Here is a 20516-nt window from a genome sequence, read left to right as displayed (position 1 = left end):
AGCATCCTGACGGCACCTGAGGCCAAGCAGGCTGGCGCTGGAGCCGGAGTTTTGTTACCGGTTTGTTCTATGATGCATCCGATTCGAATCCTCGGGATTGATCCCGGCCTGCGCCGTACTGGCTGGGGTCTCATTGAGGCGCTGGGCAACCGGCTGACCTTTGTTGCCGCCGGGACCGTCACGTCGGATGACAAGCGGGAACTGGCCGCCCGGCTGGTGCAGTTGCATGACGGGCTGCAGAAGGTCATCGGCGAGAATGCGCCGCAGGAGGCCGCCGTTGAGCTGACCTTCGTCAACAAGGACGCAGGCGCGACGCTGAAGCTCGGTCAGGCGCGCGGCATTGCGCTGCTGGTGCCGTCGCTGCACGGGCTGGAAGTGGCCGAATATGCGCCCAATCTCGTGAAGAAAACCGTGGTGGGCACGGGGCATGCCGAAAAGGATCAGATCCGCCACATGGTGAAGATCCTGCTGCCCAAGGCGCAGTTTGATACGGATGATGCGGCGGATGCCCTGGCAATCGCCATCTGTCACGCGCACCATCGCAAGACCTCGGCGGTGCGGGCAAAGGCTGAGGCATTGGCACGGGGTGCAGCATGATCGGCAAGCTCAAGGGTACGGTCGACAGTTACGGTGACGACCACCTCATTCTCGATGTCCACGGCGTGGGCTATCAGGTGTTCTGCCCCTCGCGGGTGCTGCAGGGATTGCCGCGCGCCGGTGAGGCGGCGGTGCTCTTCATCGAGACCATCGTGCGTGAGGACATGATCCGGCTCTACGGTTTCTCCTCCGAGGCCGAGCGCGAGTGGTTCCGCCTGCTGATGACCGTGCAGGGCGTCGGTGCCAAGGTGGCGCTGGCCGTGCTCAGCGTGCTGAAGGCCAGCGAAGTGGCAACCGCCATTGCGCTGGGGGACAAGGCGTCGCTGGCACGTGCACCGGGCGTCGGCAAGCGGGTGGCCGAACGGCTTGTGATCGAGCTGAAGGACAAGGCGCCGGGCTATTCCAGCCTTGATGCCGACACTCTGGCGGTGGCACAGACGGTGAGCGAGAATGTCGCTGCCCGGCCAGTGGCTGAAGCGGTTTCGGCGCTCACCAATCTGGGTTATGCCCAGGCACAGGCCAGTGCGGCCGTGGCGCGCGCGGTGAAGTCTGCCGGCGAGGATGCCACGACCGAAACGCTGATCCGCCTTGGCCTGAAGGAACTGGCCCAGTAAGAAGGCGGCAAGGGAATGCCGGGACTTTGAGGCGCTGACGCATTGCGCCCCCGATCTGCTCAAGCGCCGCACGGGCTTGTGCCAATCACTCTGCCACGGGCGGGGTCTGGAGTTGAAAGCGTATGGAGAAGACCGAACGCCTCGTCACGCCGGAAATTCGCGGTGACGAAATCGACACCACCATGCGCCCGCAGGCGCTGGATGATTTCGTCGGTCAGGCGCAGGCGCGAGCCAATCTCAAGGTCTTCATCGGTGCGGCAAAAGCCCGCGGCGAAGCGCTGGATCATGTGCTGTTTGTCGGGCCTCCGGGTCTTGGCAAGACGACGCTGGCGCAGATCATGGCGCGCGAACTCGGCGTGAATTTCCGCGCTACGTCCGGCCCGGTCATCGCCAAGGCAGGCGATCTGGCGGCGCTTCTGACCAATCTGGAAGAGCGGGACGTGCTCTTCATCGACGAGATCCACCGGCTCAGCCCGGCGGTGGAGGAAGTGCTCTATCCGGCGATGGAGGATTTCCAGCTGGATCTGATCATCGGTGAGGGGCCTGCCGCCCGCTCGGTGAAGATCGATCTGGCGAAGTTCACGCTGGTGGCCGCGACCACGCGCCTCGGCCTGCTGACCACGCCGCTGCGGGACCGCTTCGGCATTCCGGTGCGGCTGGAATTCTATACGGTCGAGGAGCTGGAGCTGATCGTCAACCGGGGTGCGCGCATTCTCGGCATCGGCATGGCGCCTGATGGGGCAAGGGAAATTGCCAAGCGCGCGCGCGGCACGCCGCGTATCGCCGGGCGTCTCCTGCGCCGGGTGCGGGACTTTGCGGTCTTTGCCGGGAACGACACGGTGGACCGGGCAATGGCGGACCGGGCGCTGTCCCAGCTGGAAGTGGACGGTGCAGGGCTGGACAGTCTCGACCGGCGTTATCTCAACCAGATCGCCCTCAACTTCGGCGGCGGACCGGTAGGTATCGAGACGATTGCTGCGGCCTTGTCCGAACCGCGAGACGCCATTGAAGAAATTGTCGAGCCCTATCTCATCCAGAACGGCTTCCTGCAGCGCACGCCGCGCGGGCGTGTTCTGACGGCGCAGGCCTTCCGGCATCTCGGCCTCGCAGTGCCGCAAAGTTCTGCTGCGCCGCAACTTGGCCTGTTCGCGGATGATGCTGAAGCGTGACCTAAGGAAAAATGTCTGTCACGTTGTGTATTGTCGGGAGCTGCAATCAAAAGTGTTCATTAAGGTAGTATTTCGTCGTTGGGTATCTTATTTCCGGCGCTGATTAAGGCTTTTTTCGGGAAGTGTGCCCACGATCCTCCCAGTTCAGGGAGGAACCCCATATGATCCGTAATCGCTTGTCCAACAAGGTGGCTGCGATGTTCTTCGCAGGCGCAGCCATCATGTGCCTTGCCATTGTCATTGTCATTGCGCGGCTCGCGGGGGACGTGGCCGACAGCCAGGCGAGCAAGGCCCTTTCAAGCGCAACATTGGGCAAATACCGCACGCTGGAACTTGCCCTTGACCAGCGTGTTGATGCAGCCCGCTTTTTTGCATCTGTGTCTGATGCCAAGGATGCGGTCATGAAAATGACCGCTGGCTGGAAGGTGCTGAAGGAAAACCAGACCGCACAGCTCCGTAAGACCTTCGTCGAAGACAATCCGCATGGACCGGACGAGCGGCATCTGCTTGTGGAGTCGGGTGCGGGTAACTTCTACGCAAACAATCACAAGCCCATTCACATGGCGGTTGGCTCTTTCGTGGATCAGGGGCTGTTCAAGGACATTCAGCTCATCGATCTCGATGGCAATGTCATCTACAGCTACATGAAGGGTGAGGAATTCGCCCGCAACCTGAGTTCGCCTGAGTTGCTGGGCGGCCCGCTGACGGCTGCGGCAAAGCCAATTCTGGACACTCCAGAAAAGACGGAGACCGCGCTGCCGAAGGTCTCTTCGTCAGGGTTCCTCGTTGCGGCTGACGGCAGCGTTCTGCTGACGCTGGCAACGCCGGTCTTCTCGCATGACCGCTTTTTCGGCGTCATCGGCTACACGGTCGACATGAGCAAGCTCGCAGGCCTGATCGCGGCAAAAGGCGGCATCGGCGAAACCGAACGCGCTCTTCTGGTTGATGCAGGCGGCAATGTTGCCGTGTTCGATGGCGACAAGGCCCCGGAGGCGTTCCGCTTTGACGCGATCCGCGCCGGTGATGGCCTCGTGACGCTGGGCGGCAGCAATTTCCGTTACACCGTGACGGACGGATTGAGCGTGGACAAGCCCTTTGGTGTGGGTGCTGCGGTCGAGAGCGCCGAGCTGAATGCAGCGGCGCGCCAGATCACCTGGGGAGCGGTCATCGCGGGCATTGTCTGTCTCCTGCCGATCGTTGCCGTCATGTGGTGGCTGACCAGCCGCATGTTTGCTCCGCTGCAGTCCCTGTCCGTCACGGCCCGCCAGATTGCGGATGGCGATCTGTCGGTTGCCATCAATGCTCTGGAGCGGGGCGATGAAATCGGCCAGATGGCCCGTTGCATCGAGGTCTTCAAGGAGAACTCGCTTGAGCGCGAACGGCTCGCCGAGGAGCGCCGTGCCGGCCATGTGGCCCGTGAGCAGCGTGAGAAGCATATTGATGGCCTGATTGCCGGGTTCCGTGAGGAGGCGCAGGCCCTGCTGGCCGAGGTGGAAAGCAATCTCGCCCGTGTTGAGGAAACGTCGGCCATCCTGAGCAGCCGTTCCGACACAGCCTCTCATCGCGGGGCGCAGGCGGCCGGTGATGCGGAGAATGCCTCTTCCAACGTGCAGGCGGTTGCCAGCGCGACGGAAGAACTGAATGCCTCCATCGAGGAAATCGCACGTCAGGTGGCGACCACGGCAGATGTTGTCGGGCGCACCACGGCCAATGCGCAGTCGTCGAACCAGAAGATCGCCGGGCTTGCCAATGCTGCAAACAAGATCGGCGAAGTGGTGGACCTGATCCGTGCCATTGCCGAGCAGACGAACCTCCTCGCCCTCAACGCCACCATCGAGGCGGCACGTGCGGGCGAAGCTGGCCGGGGCTTTGCGGTCGTGGCTGCGGAAGTGAAGGAGCTGGCAACCCAGACCTCCAAGGCGACGGAAGAGATTTCCGCCCAGATTTCCGCCATCCAGAACTCCACGGCAGAAGCCGTCGAGGAGATTGCCGATGTCACCAATTCGATGGAAGAGGTGAATACCTACACGGCCTCGATTGCCGGGGCCGTGCGTGAGCAGGGTTCGGCGACGGGCGAGATTTCCCGCAATGTTGCCGAGGCAGCGCATGGCACCATGGCCGTTGCCAATGCGGTGGCTGCACTCAATGCGGATATCTCAGAGAACTCCGGCTCGGCTTCGGCCATGCAGGAAGCCACGCTCACCATGAAGCAGCAGGCCGATACGCTGCGCCGATCGGTGGAACGTTTCCTGCGCGAGGTGGCCGCCGCCTGATCTCAGAACAACGGAATACGGACCTGAAACGCCCGGTGCAGGCTGGCCCATTGCGGGCTTGCAAGCGCCGGGCGTTTCGCGCATATGCGGCCGGGCAGGGAGTTCGGAAGGCATCATGACGCAGCAAGACAGCACCACCGGTGGCCGGATCGTGGAGGGTGTGCACCTCCTTCCTGTCCGCATCTACTACGAGGACACCGATTTCAGCGGGCTTGTCTATCACGGGTCCTATGTCCGGTTCTTCGAGCGTGGCCGGACGGAACTGCTGCGGGCCTGCGGTTTGCATCATGCGGCGCTGGCAGATGGCAGCCACGGGCAGCCGATCGTCTTCGCCGTACGCGACATGACGATCCGCTTCGTGAAGCCGGCCCGTATCGACGATCTTCTTGAGGTCCGCACACGCCTCAGCGAAGCGCGCGGCGCCCGTCTGGTGCTGGAACAGGAAATCTGGTGCGGCGGTGCGCTGCTGGTTTCGGCTCAGGCCGTGGTTGCCGTGATCCTCCCTTCCGGCCGTCCTGTGCGTCTGCCGCCGGAGCTGGCAGCAAGGCTGCCGGTGCAACCGGATTAAGAAACGCCACCCGGCTTTGCGCGTCTTTTCCGGAAGCTTTTTGAGCCTTTGGCATCAAATCAATTTGTGCGACGCAACGTCATTAACACGGCAGTAACCTTAATCCTTTTGTTTAAGGGAGATTGCGTGCGTTGCGCAGTCCCAGTTTTGCCAAATTCAGCGGTCAGGAAGACCAAAAGTCCGGGAGGAAACCGAAGCCACCGGGACGCAGCAGGTTTCCTGGTGTGCTTTTAACTCACGATGACAACTCCACGGGCAAGAGGTCCCTTTTAGATGAATGAAATCGCCCAGACGACCATGGCGGCCCCGCATGGCGACATGTCGTTCATTGGCCTGTTCTGGCAGGCTCACATCATCGTCAAGCTTGTCATGTTTGGCCTGATCATTGCGTCCGTCTGGTGCTGGGCCATCATTGTCGACAAGGCGATGCTTTTCACCCGCACCAAGCGCCAGATGACGCGGTTTGAAACCGTATTCTGGTCGGGCCAGTCGCTCGAGGAACTGTACAAGACCCTGTCGAGCCGGGCCAATCACTCCATGGCCGCCCTGTTTGTGGCTGCCATGCGGGAGTGGAAACGAAGTCATGAAGGCGCCAAGCCTGCCCTGGCGAGCCTGCAGCAGCGTATCGACCGGGTGATGGACGTTACGATTGCGCGCGAGACGGAGCGCCTGGAATCCCGCCTGCTTGTTCTGGCAACGGTTGGCTCGGCGGCGCCCTTCATCGGTCTGTTCGGCACCGTCTGGGGCATTATGACGGCCTTCCAGTCCATCGCCCAGTCCGAAAACACCTCGCTGGCGGTCGTGGCTCCGGGTATCGCCGAAGCTCTGCTGGCAACCGCTCTCGGCCTGCTTGCCGCAATTCCGGCGGTTATCGCCTATAACAAGCTGCAGACCGACGTGGCCAAGCTCTCCGCCCGCATGGAAGGTTTTGCGGACGAGTTCTCGGCCATCCTGTCCCGCCAGATTGACGAACGGATCTGACCCATGGGTATGAGTGTTGGAGCGGGCGGCGGTGGCGGAGGGCGGCGCAGACGCGGCGGCCGCCGCGCAGCGCCTGTAAACGAAATCAACATCACGCCTTTCGTGGACGTGATGCTGGTGCTGCTGATCATCTTCATGGTGGCCGCACCGCTGATGACCTCCGGGGTGCCGGTGGATCTGCCGCAGACGGCCGCAAAGCCGCTGCAGGGCGACAATGAGCCGATCACGATTTCGGTCACGTCCGATGGCAAGATCTTCATCCAGAACACCGAGATCGCTCTGGACGAAGTTGTGCCGAAACTGACGGCCATTGCCGAGAACGGCTACGAGGAGCGCATTTTCGTGAAAGGTGACCAGACGGCCGCCTATGGAACGATGATGCAGATCATGGGCCGGATCAACGCTGCCGGCTTCAAGCGCCTTGGCCTTGTGACTCTTGCAGAATAGGGAACCTGACGCATCATGCGCACAGGCTTGATCGTTTCCGTCTCGGGCCATATGGCTCTTGTGCTCTGGGGGCTTGTGTCGCTTCCGGGGGCGGAACCGTTTGACACCAAGCCGATGGAGTCCCTGCCGGTTGATCTGGTGCCGATCGGTGAATTCACTCAGCTGAACAAGGGTGAAAAGACCGCAGAGCTCAAGGAGCAGCCGAACGAATCCACCGCCAAGGAAGCCAACAACAAGGCTCCCGAGCCGGACAAGACGGCAGGGGAGGCGAAGGCTGAATTGCAGACGCCGCCGACACCCCGGCCGACCAACCAGTCCGTTGCCGCGCAGGAATCATCGTCTCCGCCGCCCACGCCTGAGCCCGCTCCCGTGAAGCCCGCACCTGCCAAACCGGCTGCGGAGCCTGCGCCGAAGGCTGAGCCCGAGCCTGCGAAAGAGGCGGTGGCAGAAGCTGCGCCCGCCGAGGAGGCGCCCAAGCCGCTCATGTCCGAGCCGGTGAAGGTGACGCCACGCTCCAAGCCGACGCCGCCGAAGCCGCAGCAGCAGACGGCACAGCAGCAGCCGAAGAAGGAAGAGAAGTTCAACCCGAACGAGATCAGCGCACTGCTGAACAAGGTTGATCCCTCCGGCGGCGGCACCACCGGTGCCAAGGAAGCTGCCTCTCTCGGCAGCCGCACGGGCAACAACAACGTCAAGATGACGGTGTCGGAACTGGATGCGCTGCGTGGCCAGATCGCAAAATGCTGGAACCCGCCGGTCGGTGCTGCAGGCGCTGCAGACCTTGCCGTGCGCCTGCAATTCAACCTGAGCATGGCTGGCGAAGTGGAAGGGTCTCCCCGGGTGATCAACTCGAGCGGCAACCCCTCGTTCCGCGCAGCGTCCGACAGTGCCGTGCGCGCCGTCATGCGTTGCCAGCCCTACACGCTGCCTGCCGAGAAGTATGATTCATGGCGTGAAGTCATCATCAACTTCGACCCCAGTCAGATGCTGGGGGGGTGACGGATGAGGCGGCCAGGCGGGGTAAGGCATTCCGGGCAGGGCCTGCACCTGATGCAGATTGCATTGCTTCTCTGTGTGCTTGCCGTGCCGCAGATGGCGGAGGCGTCGGATACGCAGACGCTGACAGAACAGGAAATCTCCGGCTTGCGGGAGGTGGTCCAGCGCTGCTGGATGCCCCCTCAACTGCAAGCCGGCACCAGCGCCGAAGTGAAGGTGCGGATCAGATTAACGCCGTCCGGGGAACTGGATGGAACGCCGCAGGTTGTAGAGGCGGCAGACGGTGAGGCTGGGCAGTTGCTCGCCCAGAGCACCATCCGGGCTGTGCAGCGATGCGCGCCTTATTCGTTGCCAGAGGCCAAGTACGAGGCCTGGCGTGAGATTGTCATCAATTTTGTCCATCAATGACGGACAGATGGACCTTAGGAAAACCGGAGCCTCGATGAAGATGAGAGCCTTCCAGATTAAACGGCGCCTTGCCTCGGCCCTGCGTGCGGCCCTGGCGGTCTGCGCCATCTCGGTGTCTGGCGCGGCAATGATTGCGCCGGCCAGCGCCCTGATCGAAATCGACATCACGCAGGGCACGATCGAGCCGATGCCGATCGCCCTGCCGGATTTCTCGCCCGAAGGCGGTGATGCGCAGCTCGCGCGTCAGCTGACGGAGGTGATCTCCAACAATCTGCGCCGCTCCGGCCTGTTCCGTCCGCTCGATCCGGCAAGCTTCATCGAAAAGAACGTGAGCGCACAGACGACCCCGCGCTTCGGCGACTGGCGCACCATCGGTGCGCAGGCGCTCGTCTCCGGTTCCGTTACCCGCCAGCCGGATGGCCGCCTGCGCGCTGAGTTCCGCCTGTGGGATGTTTTCGCCGGCGAGCAGATGCTGGGCCAGCAGTTCTTCACCACGCCGGAAAACTGGCGCCGCCTCGGCCACATCATTTCCGATGCGATCTATGAGCGGCTGACCGGTGAAAAAGGCTACTTCGACACCCGCATCGTTTTCGTCGATGAAAGCGGTCCGAAGCAGAAGCGCGTCAAGCGTCTGGCCATCATGGATCAGGATGGCGCCAACCTGCGCTATCTGACCCGTGGCGATGAACTCGTGCTGACGCCGCGCTTCTCGCCGACGACGCAGGAAATCACCTACATGTCCTATACTGGGACCGATCCGAGCGTTTTCCTGCTCAACATCGAAACCGGCCAGCGCGAGATCGTCGGCAATTTCCCCGGCATGACCTTTGCGCCGCGCTTCTCGCCGGACGGACAGCGGGTGATCATGAGCCTGCAGCAGGGCGGCAACGCGAATATCTTCGTCATGGATCTGCGCTCGCGCGCCACGACCCGGCTGACCAATACGCCGGCGATTGATACGAGTCCGTCTTTCTCCCCGGATAGCCGTCAGGTGGTGTTCGAGTCCGACCGTGGCGGCACCCAGCAGCTCTACGTGATGGGTGCGGACGGCTCCAACCCGCAGCGCATCAGCTTTGGTCCGGGCCGCTACTCGACGCCGGTCTGGTCTCCGCGCGGGGATCTGATTGCCTTCACCAAGCAGAACCAGGGCCGCTTCATGATTGGCGTGATGAAGCCGGATGGCAGCGGCGAGCGTATCTTGACGGAAGGCTATCATAACGAAGGTCCGGCCTGGGCGCCAAACGGCCGGGTGCTGACGTTCTTCCGTGATACGCCGGGACCCAGTGGGGGCCCGCAGGTCTGGACCGTGGATCTGACCGGCTATAACGAGCAGCGCATCACCACGCCTGCGTTCGGGTCTGATCCGGCCTGGTCGCCCACGCTGGACTGATAAATCCGGCTGCTGCCGCCACCCGGCGGCAGCGCGCCTGTGTGCAAGAGCCGGAATTGCAGAAAAACGTGAGTGCCCGGCACTTTCTTATGTGATAGGGCTGGCCGCCAACTGGTTGTTAACCACTGTTGTAGAGAATGCGTTCACCTTGCCGGGACCGGCGGGACGAGGAGTTATCGAATGTTGAATACGGCTATGATGGCGCGCGGTGCGCGCATGGCGGCTGTCATTGGTTTTGCGCTGACCTTGGCTGCCTGCTCCAACACCAATACCGACGGGCTTGATGGCAGCGCCAACGCCACCCCGGGCTCGAGCCAGGACTTTGTTGTCAATGTCGGCGACCGCGTGTTCTTCTCGAACGACCAGTCGACCCTGAGCGGTCAGGCACAGGCGACCCTCGACAAGCAGGCACAGTGGCTGAACAACTACAGCCGCTACACCATCACGATGGAAGGCCATGCGGATGAGCGCGGCACCCGTCAGTACAACATTGCACTGGGCGCCCGCCGTGCAAATGCGGCTCGCGATTATCTGGTTTCGCGCGGCATTTCGGCAGCGCGCATCCGCACCATCTCCTATGGCAAGGAGCGTCCGGTGGCTGTGTGTGACGACGAGAGCTGCTGGTCCCAGAACCGCCGCGCTGTGACTGTTCTGAACAGCGCCGGCAGCTGATCTGACCTGCCAGTGAAGATTTTGACAGGCGCGGAGGCTCCCTCCGCGCCTGTTTTCGTATGAACTGGTGGTTGAACGGTGTTTCCGTCAAATTTTGGCCGAAGTCGGCGCGCCCTGTGCTATCCATCGGATGCCATGAAGGCAGACCGGAGGTAAAGCATGGTGAAATGGAAGACGCTTCTCGCGGCCCTGGCCGCCATTTGCATGATGGCATCAGCCGTGCCGTCCGCAAATGCGCAGCTTTTCGGCGGTGGTGGCGGTAACGATGCGCAGGTGCGCCTCAACGAAGTGGAAGACCAGATGCGCCGCCTGAACGGTCAGGTGGAGCAGCTGAGCTACCAGCTGCGTGAGTTGCAGGACCAGCTGCGCCGGATGCAGGAAGACAACGAGTACCGCTTCCAGCAGCTGGAAGGCGCGCAGAAGCAGCCGGGCAAGCGCTCTGATGCTGGCCCTGCCGCGCCTGCACAGCAGCCGCAGCACGCGAACAACAATGCAGCAACTGCGGGTGCCGGTCTGGCACCCGCAGAGGGCACTCTGGGGCAGATGCCCGCAGGCAGCAATACGGCGGGTGGCTCCGGTGATGCCGAATTCGCCGATGGCGGCGGATATCAGGACGGGGTTTACCAGGAGGGCGCGCCTTCCGGCAGCGGCCCGCTGGATCTGTCGGCGCTGGCGCGTGGCCAGTTCGGCCAGCCCCAGCAGCAGCCTGCCGCACAGGGTGGCACGCCTCCGGGTGTCAACAGCGGTGCAAACCAGCTCCCCGGGCAGCCTTCGGGCCAGATTGCCAGTCTCGGCATGACGGGCGATCCCAGAACCGACTACGACAACGCCTACAATTTCGCTCTTCAGGGTGACTATGTCTCCGCCGAACAGGGCTTCCGCTCTTTCCTTGAAGCCTATCCGCAGAGCGACCAGGTGCCCAATGCGCAGTACTGGCTTGGCGAAAGCCTGTATGGCCAAGGGGATTTCCGCGGTGCTGCCGACGCTTTCCTGAAGACCTATACCGAGCATCCGAAGAACACGAAGGCACCTGACAGCCTGCTGAAACTCGGGCTTTCCCTCAAGGGCCTCGGCGAAACGGGCGCGGCCTGCGCGACCTATGCCGAGCTTCTGACGAAATATCCCAATGCGGCGAAGGCGGTGCGTGATCAGGCCCGCGCCGAACAGCAGCGTGCCCGCTGCTCCTGATTTTTCCAGCGTATTGCCGGTCTCAGATGACGAGGCCGCACGTCTTCTGGCGCCGCTGGAGCGGTTTTCTTCGCTTGCGCTGGCCGTCTCGGGAGGCGGCGACTCGCTTGCCCTCCTGCATCTGACCGCCGGCTGGGCGCGTGCACGGCACTCTGCCGGGCTTCCGGCACCACGCCTTCTGGTTCTGACCGTCGATCATGGGCTGCGGCCGGAGGCTGCGTCCGAGGCCCGTTTTGTCCGGCAGCAGGCGGAAGCCCTGCAACTTCCAGCGAAAATCCTCACCTGGCAGGCACCGCAGGGCCTCGCCAATCTGCAGGCCGAAGCCCGCATGGCCCGCTACAGTCTGCTGGCCGATGCCATGGATCTGTCCGGCGTCGAGGCGCTGGTGCTGGCGCATCATCTCGATGACCAGATCGAAACATTCTTCGACCGCCTGACCCGCGGCAGCGGAGTTTATGGATTGGCGGCCATGGCGGCGGATCAGTGCGGTGGCCCCTTCGGCCTGCGTCTTCTGCGGCCTTTCCTGACGGTTCCCGGCGCCCGCCTCAAGGCTTCCCTTGTTGCCCGTGGCCTCTCCTGGGTGGATGATCCTTCCAACAGCAATCCCGCCTACAAGCGTGTGCGCCTGCGCCAGCTTCAGGCAGGGCTGCTGCTTGAGGGGCTTGATCCCTCGCGGATCGGCTCGACGATCCGCCGGATGGCGCGGGCGGCGCAGGCCATAGATGCGGCTGCGGATGTTCTGCTGAAGGATGCGTGTGCCGGAGATGTGCCGGATTTTGCCCGTCTTGACCTTGCGCGCCTGACGCCGCTGCCCGAAGAGGTGCGCCTGCGGCTGCTGGCCCGGCTGGCGCAGCATGTCGGCGGCAATCTGCATCCGCCCCGTCTCGACCGCCTGGAGACGCTGGATGCCCGCCTTCTTGCCGGTGGCCCGTTGCGGGTGACGCTGGCGGGGGTGGTTTTTGATCTTTTTGCGGGCGGGCGCCTCCGGCTCTGGCCGGAACCGGGCCGGTCCTTGCCGGACACGGTGGAGCTTCTGCCGGGACAATGCGTCCACTGGGACGGGCGTTACCGCATCTGCCTCAAACCGGATGCCGGGGGGAGCCTCAGGATCGCGCCAGTGGCGCGGCTGCGGCAAGATGAAGCGCTGCGCGAAGACGTCCGCGTCCTTGCCAGTGCCAGCGGCTTTCCCGCCGCTGCCTTCGCCCGCCTTCCGGCCGTCATGCGTCTTTACGATGGCGGCAGAAGCGGCTTGGCTTGCCTTGCATGGACCTTGCCAAGGGAGCCCGGACTGGTCCTGCGGCGCACCGCAGACCAGGTGATGCCGGCGGCAATGGCGGATAATTGACGTTCTGTGCAAAGAGTGAGGGGCGGTGCGTCATTGCGCCTGCAGGCAACATGCCCTAAGGGAGGCTTATGTTGCTGAAAACCGGCGCGGGCTTAATAAAAAAGTGAGCTGATCCGCGCAACACTGCGGCTACTCCTTGGCAGGGGCACTATGCCGACCTATCTTGTGAGGCAGTAGCCGGCAACCCCTCGACGTTGATGGACGCCTGATGGCGGACAAGGGATCGAAATGAACGCAAATTTCCGCAATCTTGCCCTCTGGGTGATCATCGCGCTCCTGCTGATCGCGTTGTTCCAGCTGTTTCAGGGCTCTTCCCAGAGAACATCGACCAATGACATTCCGTTCTCGCAGTTCCTGAACCAGGCCGATCAGGGCGAGATCCGGGACGTGACGATCCAGGATCAGCTGATCACCGGCAACTTCACCAATGGCGGCCAGTTCCAGACCTATGCGCCGAACGGCACCCAGTATGTGGACGAGCTGCGCAACAAGGGCGTGCTGATCAAGGCCCGCCCGCCTTCAGAGAATTTCTCGCTCGCCGGTGCGCTGATTTCCTGGCTGCCGATGATCATCATTCTCGGCGTCTGGATCTTCCTCATGCGCCAGATGCAGGGCGGTGCCGGCGGCAAGGCGATGGGCTTTGGCAAGTCCAAGGCCAAGCTGCTGACCGAAGCCCATGGCCGCGTGACCTTTGACGACGTGGCCGGCATCGATGAAGCCAAGGAAGACCTCCAGGAAATCGTGGAATTCCTGCGTGATCCGCAGAAGTTCCAGCGCCTCGGCGGCCGCATTCCGCGCGGTGTGCTGCTCGTCGGCCCTCCGGGTACCGGCAAGACCCTGACCGCCCGTGCGGTGGCAGGCGAGGCCAATGTGCCGTTCTTCACCATCTCCGGTTCGGATTTCGTCGAAATGTTTGTCGGTGTCGGTGCATCCCGCGTGCGCGACATGTTCGAACAGGCGAAGAAAAACGCGCCCTGCATCATCTTCATCGACGAAATCGATGCGGTCGGCCGTCATCGCGGCGCCGGTCTGGGCGGTGGCAATGACGAGCGCGAGCAGACGCTGAACCAGCTCCTCGTGGAGATGGACGGTTTTGAGCCGAACGAAGGCATCATCATCATCGCCGCGACCAACCGTCCGGACGTTCTCGACCCTGCGCTGCTGCGTCCGGGCCGCTTCGACCGCCAGATCGTCGTGCCGAACCCGGATGTGACCGGCCGTGAGAAGATCCTCAAGGTGCACATGCGCAAGGTTCCGCTGGCACCGGATGTGGACGTGAAGGTTCTGGCACGCGGCACCCCCGGCTTCTCCGGTGCGGATCTGATGAACCTTGTCAACGAGGCAGCCCTTCTGGCGGCCCGCCGTTCCAAGCGCCTCGTGACCATGGCGGAGTTCGAAGACGCCAAGGACAAGGTGATGATGGGCGCCGAGCGCCGCACGCTGGTCATGACCGAAGAGGAAAAGCGCTGCACCGCCTATCATGAGGCTGGCCACGCCCTCGTTGCGCTCAGCGTGCCGAAGGCTCATCCGGTTCACAAGGCAACCATCATCCCGCGCGGCCGTGCGCTTGGCATGGTGATGCAGCTGCCCGAGCGTGACGAAATCTCCATGAGCTACACCCAGATGACCTCGCGCCTTGCGATCATCATGGGCGGGCGCGTGGCGGAAGAGTTGATCTTCGGCCTTGAGAATGTCACCTCCGGTGCGTCCTCGGACATTCAGCAGGCCACCCGTCTCGCCCGTGCCATGGTTACCCAGTGGGGTTACTCCGACAAGCTCGGCAAGGTGGCCTATGGCGACAACCAGGAAGAGGTGTTCCTCGGCCATTCCGTTGCCCGTCAGCAGAATGTCTCCGAAGAGACGGCGCGCATCATTGACGCCGAAGTGCGCCGGTTTGTGGAGGATGGCTTCAACGAAGCCCGCCGGATCCTGACCGAACGTGCCAACGATCTTGAAACGCTCGCCAAGGGCCTGATCGAGTACGAAACCCTGTCGGGCGAAGAGATCAAGAACCTGCTCGCAGGCAAGCCGCCGGTTCGCGACGAGGATGATGACCAGCCCGTGGGCCGCAGCTCCGCAGTTCCCTCCGCCGGTGCCAAGCGCGGCGGCGAGGGCGGTGCGCCCTCCGGCATGGAGCCGCAGCCACTCGCCTGAGCTGCATTTCCTTCTTGATAACCTGACGCCCGGTCTTTACAGGCCGGGCGTTTTTCATCGTAACAGTCGATCACAAATTTTGACCGGCCTTCTGCGGCGGAACGCTGTATGAGGGACGCACAAGACCAATCGCAAAGGCAGTGATTCACCCATGCGCAAGTATTTCGGAACCGACGGCATTCGCGGCAAGGCGAACACCCATCCGATGACGGCGGAAGTGGCACTCAAGGTCGCCATGGCGGCGGGCCTCATGTTCCGCAATGGCCATCACCGCAGCCGTGTCGTGATCGGCAAGGATACGCGTCTGTCCGGCTACATGCTGGAAAATGCCATGGTGGCGGGCTTCACCTCCGTGGGCCTCGAAGTGTTTCTGCTTGGACCGATGCCCACGCCGGCTGTTGCCATGCTGACGCGCTCGCTGCGCGCAGATCTCGGCGTCATGATTTCGGCGTCGCACAATCCGTTTGCCGACAATGGCATCAAGTTCTTCGGGCCGGACGGGTTCAAGCTCAGTGATGAGATCGAGCTCGAAATCGAGCGTCTCGTGGACAGCGATCTGACGCCGCGTCTTGCCAGCGCCGATCAGTTGGGCCGTGCCAAGCGCATTGACGGCGTCCACGACCGTTACATCGAATTTGCCAAGCGCACCCTGCCGCGCGACATGAGCCTGGAAGGCCTGCGCATCGTCGTCGATTGCGCCAATGGCGCAGCCTACAAGGTGGCACCGGCAGTGCTGTGGGAGCTGGGCGCGGAAGTCATTTCCATCGGCGTCAATCCGGACGGCTACAACATCAACCAGGACTGCGGCTCCACCTCCACCGATGCACTGGCGCGCAAGGTGCACGAAGTGCGGGCCGATATCGGCATTGCGCTGGATGGTGACGCGGACCGGGTGATCATCGTCGATGAGCGCGGTCAGGTGGTGGATGGCGACCAGCTGATGGCAACCGTTGCCGAGAGCTGGCATGCGGCGGGCAAGCTCTCGGGCCCCGGTATCGTGGCGACGGTCATGTCCAACCTCGGGCTGGAGCGTTTCCTGGGAGCGCGCGGGCTGGAGCTGGCCCGCACCAAGGTGGGTGACCGCTATGTGGTCGAACACATGCGCGCCCATGGCTTCAACGTGGGCGGCGAGCAGTCCGGCCATCTGGTGCTGTCCGACTTTGCCACGACAGGCGATGGTCTGATCGCCGCCCTGCAGATCCTTGCCTGTGTGCGCGAGCAGGACCGCCCGGTCTCGGAAGTCTGTTCCAAGTTCGTGCCGGTTCCGCAGGTGCTGAAGAACGTGCGCTACAAGAGCGGCAAGCCGCTGGAGAGTGACATAGTCAAATCGGCCATAGATGCCGGACGCGAGCGTCTTGGCAGCAGCGGCCGTCTGGTCATCCGCCCGTCCGGGACCGAGCCGCTGATCCGCGTCATGGCCGAAGGGGATGACGCCTCTCTCGTCAATGACGTGGTGGACGAAATCGCCGGCGTCGTCGCGCGCTCCGCAGCCTGAGTTCTGCAGCGCCGGGGGCTCTGATGCTCTCCAGCGCCCGCTGGCAGTCAAAGGCACTGCAAGTGGCTGACTGGCAGGCGGGAAGGCAAGCTCATTGCTGTAAGATAAAAGCACAAGGCATCTGCCGCCGAGGCAGATGCCTTTTTTGTTAACGAATTCCTAAAGCGGCTTCTCTTGTTTACCTTGGGTTAAGGTAAAAAATTCTGGTAAAAAATTACGGTTAAGCACCCTTTAAATCTTTTGCCCTAGATTTAAGACATGTTCCAAAGCGCGCCCCGCAGCCTGGCTGGTGCGGACGCTTGTTTCAAAGGACGAGGACATGGGCAGCGTTTTCAAGCAGTTGTCTTTGGCGAGCTGTGTGATCTTCATCTCGCAGGCAGCACTGGCTGCGGATTTGTCGATGGATCTGCCGGCTCCTGTGATCGAGCATATCCCGGAAGTCCCGGCCACGGGCGGCTGGTATCTGCGCGGCGATATCGGCTACAAGATTTATCAGGCGCCGAAGGGCAGCTTCAAGGATCCCGTCATCGGTGATCTGCGTTTTAACCGCAACAACATGAACGACACGGTCGTCGTTGGTGCCGGTGTCGGTTACAAGTTCAACGACTATCTGCGTTCCGACCTGACGGTGGATTACGAGCCGTCGGCGAAATACACCGGCTACGCTCCGTGTAACCTCTGCACCGGCCCGAATTCCTCGCGTGAGACATCCAGCATTGATGTCTGGACGCTGATGCTCAATGGCTATCTTGATGTCGGCACCTGGAATGGCTTCACGCCCTATGTGGGTGCCGGTGTCGGCGCGGCTTATGTCAATGTGCACGACACCAAGTCCTTCAACCCGAATGGCGTGAACACGTCTTACGACGGGTCGAGCGGCAAGTGGAACTTTGCCTGGGCGCTGATGGCCGGTACGTCCTATGCGGTGACGCCGAACTGGGACATCGACCTTGGCTACCGCTACAAGAACCTGGGTGATGCCCGTTCCGTTCGTCTGAACAATGTCGGCACCGGTCAGAGCCGGATCAAGTACAAGGACCTGGCGGCCCACGAAATCCGGCTTGGCGTACGCTACAACTTCAATACGGCTGGCCCGGTCAACCGTCCGATGGTCTATTCGGGCAACGCGATCTCTGCCCGCTATTGATCCTCTTCCCTGCGGCTCATGTCTGGGGCCGGTGCCGCAAGCACCGGCCTTTTGCTTTGCAGCCTTGCGGCGTCCTATCCGGCTTGACCGGCCCGCCGGAAGGGCATATCCATTTCAGCGGGACACTCCTCCCCAACGAGGAGCGCCTATCTGAGAGGATAGCATATGACAGCGACTGCAAAGCCGGCACAGCGCCCGGCCAATCCCCATTTTTCGTCTGGTCCTTGCGCCAAGCGCCCCGGCTGGTCTGCCGCCGCGCTGGACGTGAAGTCCCTTGGCCGCTCCCACCGCGCCAAGATCGGCAAGACCCGTCTTGAACTCGCCATCGACAAGACCCGTGAGATCCTTGAGGTGCCTGCGGACTACCGCATCGGTATCGTTCCGGCCTCGGACACGGGCGCGGTCGAGATGGCCCTGTGGTCGCTGCTCGGCGAGCGCGGCGTCGACATGCTCGCCTGGGAGAGCTTCGGCTCCACCTGGGTGACCGATGTGGTCAAGCAGCTGAAGCTGGATGCCCGCACCATCGAAGCGCCCTATGGCGCGCTGCCGGATCTTGGCAGCGTTGATTTCAGCCGCGACGTGGTCTTCACCTGGAACGGCACCACCTCGGGCGTGCGCGTGCCGGATGCCAACTGGATCCCGGCAGACCGGGAAGGCCTCGTCATCTGCGATGCCACCTCCGCCGCTTTCGCGCAGAACCTGGACTTCGCCAAGCTCGATGTGGTCACCTTCTCCTGGCAGAAAGCGCTCGGCGGTGAAGGTGCGCATGGCATGCTGATCCTCAGCCCGCGCGCCGTTGCCCGGCTGGAGAGCTACACCCCCGCCTGGCCGCTGCCGAAGATTTTCCGCCTGACCTCCAAGGGCAAGCTGATCGAAGGCATCTTCAAGGGTGAGACGATCAACACCCCGTCCATGCTCTGCGTCGAGGACTATATCGACGCGCTGGAATGGGCATCCTCCATCGGCGGTCTGAAGGCCCTGATCGGCCGCGCCGACACCAGCGCCGGGCATATCGCCCGCTGGGTGGAAGAGACGCCGTGGGTGGACTTCCTTGCCGTTGATCCGGCCACACGCTCCAACACCTCCGTCTGCCTGAAGATCGTTGATCCGGCGGTGACGGCGCTGGACGATGCGGGGCAGGCGGCATTCGCCAAGGCCATGGCCTCCGCACTGGAAGCCGAAGATGTTGCCTATGACATCGGCTCCTACCGCGATGCCCCGACGGGCTTCCGGATCTGGTGCGGCGCAACGGTGGACCCGGACAGCGTCGCGGCCCTGTTGCCGTGGCTCGACTGGGCCTTTGCCGCCCAGAAGGCCCGCCTGCAGGCAGCCGCCTGATGCGATGGCCCGGTGACCTGATGTCTCCGGGCCCTGCACTTCACCCGGATATTGCGCCCTCGTGAGGCGCCTGCTGCGGTTCTCCGGTTGAACCGCAGACGGTGCAGCCTTGCCTGAAGCGCGCTGAATGAAGGAGAGTTTTATGGCTCCCAGAGTGCTCATTTCGGATCAGCTGTCGGAAGCAGCCATCCAGATCTTCAAGAACCGTGGCATCGACGTGGATTTCCGCCCGGAGCTGGGCAAGGACAAGGACGCGCTGCTGGCCGTGATCGGCGAGTATGACGGCCTTGCCATCCGTTCGGCCACCAAGGTCACCGAAAAGGTGATTGCCGCCGCGACGCGCCTCAAGGTGATCGGCCGTGCGGGCATTGGCGTCGACAATGTCGATATCCCGGCCGCCACCGCCAAGGGCATCATCGTGATGAACACGCCCTTCGGCAACGCCATCACCACGGCGGAACATGCCATTGCGATGATGTTCTCGCTCGCCCGGCAGATCCCGGCAGCCGATGCCTCGACGCAGGCCGGCAAGTGGGAGAAGTCCCGCTTCATGGGTGTGGAAATCACCGGCAAGACGCTGGGTCTCATCGGCTGCGGCAACATCGGCTCGATCGTCGCCGACCGGGCCATCGGCCTGAAGATGAAGGTCCTGGCCTTCGACCCGTTCCTCTCCGCAGAGCGGGCAAGGGATCTGGGCGTTGAGAAAGTTGAGCTGGACACGCTGCTGGCGCGGGCCGATTTCATCACCCTGCACACGCCGCTGACGGACAAGACCCGCAACATCATCTCCGCCGATGCGCTGATGAAGACCAAACGTGGCGTCTACATCATCAACTGCGCCCGCGGCGGGCTGGTTGATGAGGTGGCCCTGCGGGCGGCACTTGATACGGGCCATGTGGCCGGGGCCGGGTTTGACGTGTTCGTCGAGGAGCCTGCGAAGGAAAACGTCCTCTTCGGCGCGCCGAACATGGTCTGCACCCCGCATCTGGGCGCGTCGACGGAAGAGGCGCAGGAGAACGTTGCCCTGCAGGTGGCCGAGCAGATCTCGGACTATCTGATGAGCGGTGCCGTCATCAACGCGCTTAACATGCCGTCGATCTCGGCGGAAGAAGCGCCGCGCCTGACGCCCTTCGTGCGGCTGGCCGAGCAGCTGGGTTCCTTCGCGGGCCAGCTCACGGAAACGGGCATCCGCAAGATCCGCATCGAATATGAAGGCACGATTGCCGACATGAACACCCGCGCCCTGACGGCGGCGGCGCTGACCGGCGTGCTGACGCCGGTGCTGCAGACCGTCAACATGGTGTCGGCCCCTGCCATCGCCCGCGAGCGGGATATTCAGGTGGAAGAGGTGCGGCGCGGCCAGATGGGCGCCTACGAGACCTACATGCGCCTGACCATCGTCACCGACCGGCAGGAGCGTTCCGTCGCAGGCACGGTGTTTGCCGACGGCAAGCCGCGCATCATCCAGGTGAAGGGCATCAACATGGAAGCCGGTTTCGGCCCCTACATGCTCTACATCACCAACGAGGACAAGCCGGGCTTCATCGGCAAGTTTGGCAGCCTTCTGGGTGAGGCCGGCATCAACATTGCCACCTTCAACCTCGGCCGCACGGAGCCGGGGGGCGACGCGATTGCCCTGCTGGAGGTGGATGGTGAAGTGCCTGCCGCCACGCTGACAGCCATCGAATCGCTGCCGCTGGTGAAACAGGCCAAGGCGCTGAAGTTCTAAAAAGC

Annotated in this window: 18 protein-coding genes; all 18 read left to right on the top strand. The window is 62.8% G+C overall.

Annotated features, from left to right (window positions below; all coding sequences use genetic code 11):
• Positions 1–69 precede the first annotated feature (69 nt).
• The 18 genes from ruvC to serA all read left to right on the top strand — a co-directional run bounded on the left by ruvC (position 70) and on the right by serA (position 20511).
• Positions 70–597 (top strand): crossover junction endodeoxyribonuclease RuvC, encoded by a 528-nt coding sequence (gene ruvC / locus H163_RS0113395; RefSeq protein WP_019965105.1) that lies wholly within the window; start codon positions 70–72, stop codon positions 595–597.
• The gene (ruvA, locus tag H163_RS0113390) at positions 594–1211 is read left to right on the top strand and encodes a Holliday junction branch migration protein RuvA (protein WP_019965104.1); all 618 of its coding nucleotides are present in this window, start codon (positions 594–596) and stop codon (positions 1209–1211) included. Before ruvC ends, ruvA begins: the two co-directional genes overlap by 4 nt.
• A 122-nt stretch (positions 1212–1333) precedes the next feature.
• A complete protein-coding gene (ruvB, locus tag H163_RS0113385; RefSeq protein ID WP_019965103.1) occupies positions 1334–2380 on the top strand; it encodes a Holliday junction branch migration DNA helicase RuvB in 1047 nt (348 codons plus the stop codon).
• A gap of 161 nt (positions 2381–2541) precedes the next feature.
• Complete coding sequence (locus H163_RS0113380) at positions 2542–4653, top strand: methyl-accepting chemotaxis protein (protein WP_040678865.1); 2112 nt, start codon at positions 2542–2544, stop codon at positions 4651–4653.
• Between the two features lie 115 nt (positions 4654–4768).
• Positions 4769–5221: a tol-pal system-associated acyl-CoA thioesterase gene (ybgC, locus tag H163_RS0113375; protein WP_019965101.1), complete on the top strand. Its 453-nt coding sequence runs from the start codon at positions 4769–4771 to the stop codon at positions 5219–5221.
• A gap of 273 nt (positions 5222–5494) precedes the next feature.
• Complete coding sequence (gene tolQ / locus H163_RS0113370) at positions 5495–6202, top strand: protein TolQ (protein ID WP_019965100.1); 708 nt, start codon at positions 5495–5497, stop codon at positions 6200–6202.
• Between the two features lie 3 nt (positions 6203–6205).
• The gene (gene tolR, locus H163_RS0113365; RefSeq protein ID WP_026355820.1) at positions 6206–6649 is read left to right on the top strand and encodes a protein TolR; all 444 of its coding nucleotides are present in this window, start codon (positions 6206–6208) and stop codon (positions 6647–6649) included.
• A gap of 15 nt (positions 6650–6664) precedes the next feature.
• Positions 6665–7648: an energy transducer TonB gene (locus tag H163_RS0113360; protein ID WP_019965098.1), complete on the top strand. Its 984-nt coding sequence runs from the start codon at positions 6665–6667 to the stop codon at positions 7646–7648.
• Between the two features lie 51 nt (positions 7649–7699).
• A complete protein-coding gene (locus H163_RS0113355; RefSeq protein ID WP_026355819.1) occupies positions 7700–8053 on the top strand; it encodes an energy transducer TonB in 354 nt (117 codons plus the stop codon).
• Positions 8054–8087: 34 nt separating this feature from the next.
• Positions 8088–9443 carry a Tol-Pal system beta propeller repeat protein TolB gene (tolB, locus tag H163_RS0113350; protein WP_019965096.1) on the top strand — a complete coding sequence of 452 codons (1356 nt, stop codon included), beginning with the start codon at positions 8088–8090 and terminating at the stop codon, positions 9441–9443.
• Positions 9444–9623: 180 nt separating this feature from the next.
• Positions 9624–10115 (top strand): peptidoglycan-associated lipoprotein Pal, encoded by a 492-nt coding sequence (gene pal, locus H163_RS0113345; RefSeq protein ID WP_026355818.1) that lies wholly within the window; start codon positions 9624–9626, stop codon positions 10113–10115.
• A gap of 159 nt (positions 10116–10274) precedes the next feature.
• Positions 10275–11303 (top strand): tol-pal system protein YbgF, encoded by a 1029-nt coding sequence (gene ybgF, locus H163_RS0113340; RefSeq protein ID WP_019965094.1) that lies wholly within the window; start codon positions 10275–10277, stop codon positions 11301–11303.
• On the top strand, positions 11260–12648 hold the full coding sequence (gene tilS, locus H163_RS22805; RefSeq protein WP_160118278.1) for a tRNA lysidine(34) synthetase TilS: 1389 nt from the start codon (positions 11260–11262) through the stop codon (positions 12646–12648). Before ybgF ends, tilS begins: the two co-directional genes overlap by 44 nt.
• 228 nt (positions 12649–12876) lie before the next feature.
• Positions 12877–14802 carry an ATP-dependent zinc metalloprotease FtsH gene (gene ftsH / locus H163_RS0113330; protein WP_019965092.1) on the top strand — a complete coding sequence of 642 codons (1926 nt, stop codon included), beginning with the start codon at positions 12877–12879 and terminating at the stop codon, positions 14800–14802.
• Positions 14803–14953: 151 nt separating this feature from the next.
• Positions 14954–16297 (top strand): phosphoglucosamine mutase, encoded by a 1344-nt coding sequence (gene glmM, locus H163_RS0113325; protein WP_019965091.1) that lies wholly within the window; start codon positions 14954–14956, stop codon positions 16295–16297.
• A 319-nt stretch (positions 16298–16616) separates the two neighbouring features.
• On the top strand, positions 16617–17444 hold the full coding sequence (locus H163_RS22800) for an outer membrane protein (RefSeq protein WP_019965090.1): 828 nt from the start codon (positions 16617–16619) through the stop codon (positions 17442–17444).
• A gap of 165 nt (positions 17445–17609) precedes the next feature.
• Complete coding sequence (locus H163_RS0113315) at positions 17610–18782, top strand: phosphoserine transaminase (protein ID WP_019965089.1); 1173 nt, start codon at positions 17610–17612, stop codon at positions 18780–18782.
• 142 nt (positions 18783–18924) lie between these two features.
• Positions 18925–20511 carry a phosphoglycerate dehydrogenase gene (gene serA / locus H163_RS0113310; protein ID WP_026355817.1) on the top strand — a complete coding sequence of 529 codons (1587 nt, stop codon included), beginning with the start codon at positions 18925–18927 and terminating at the stop codon, positions 20509–20511.
• Positions 20512–20516: the final 5 nt, after the last annotated feature.

Source organism: Pannonibacter phragmitetus DSM 14782 (genome assembly GCF_000382365.1).
GTDB classification, from domain to species: Bacteria; Pseudomonadota; Alphaproteobacteria; order Rhizobiales; family Stappiaceae; genus Pannonibacter; species Pannonibacter phragmitetus.
The sequence above is the reverse complement of the archived record's forward strand: the minus strand, read 5'-3'. Positions and strand labels throughout refer to the sequence as shown.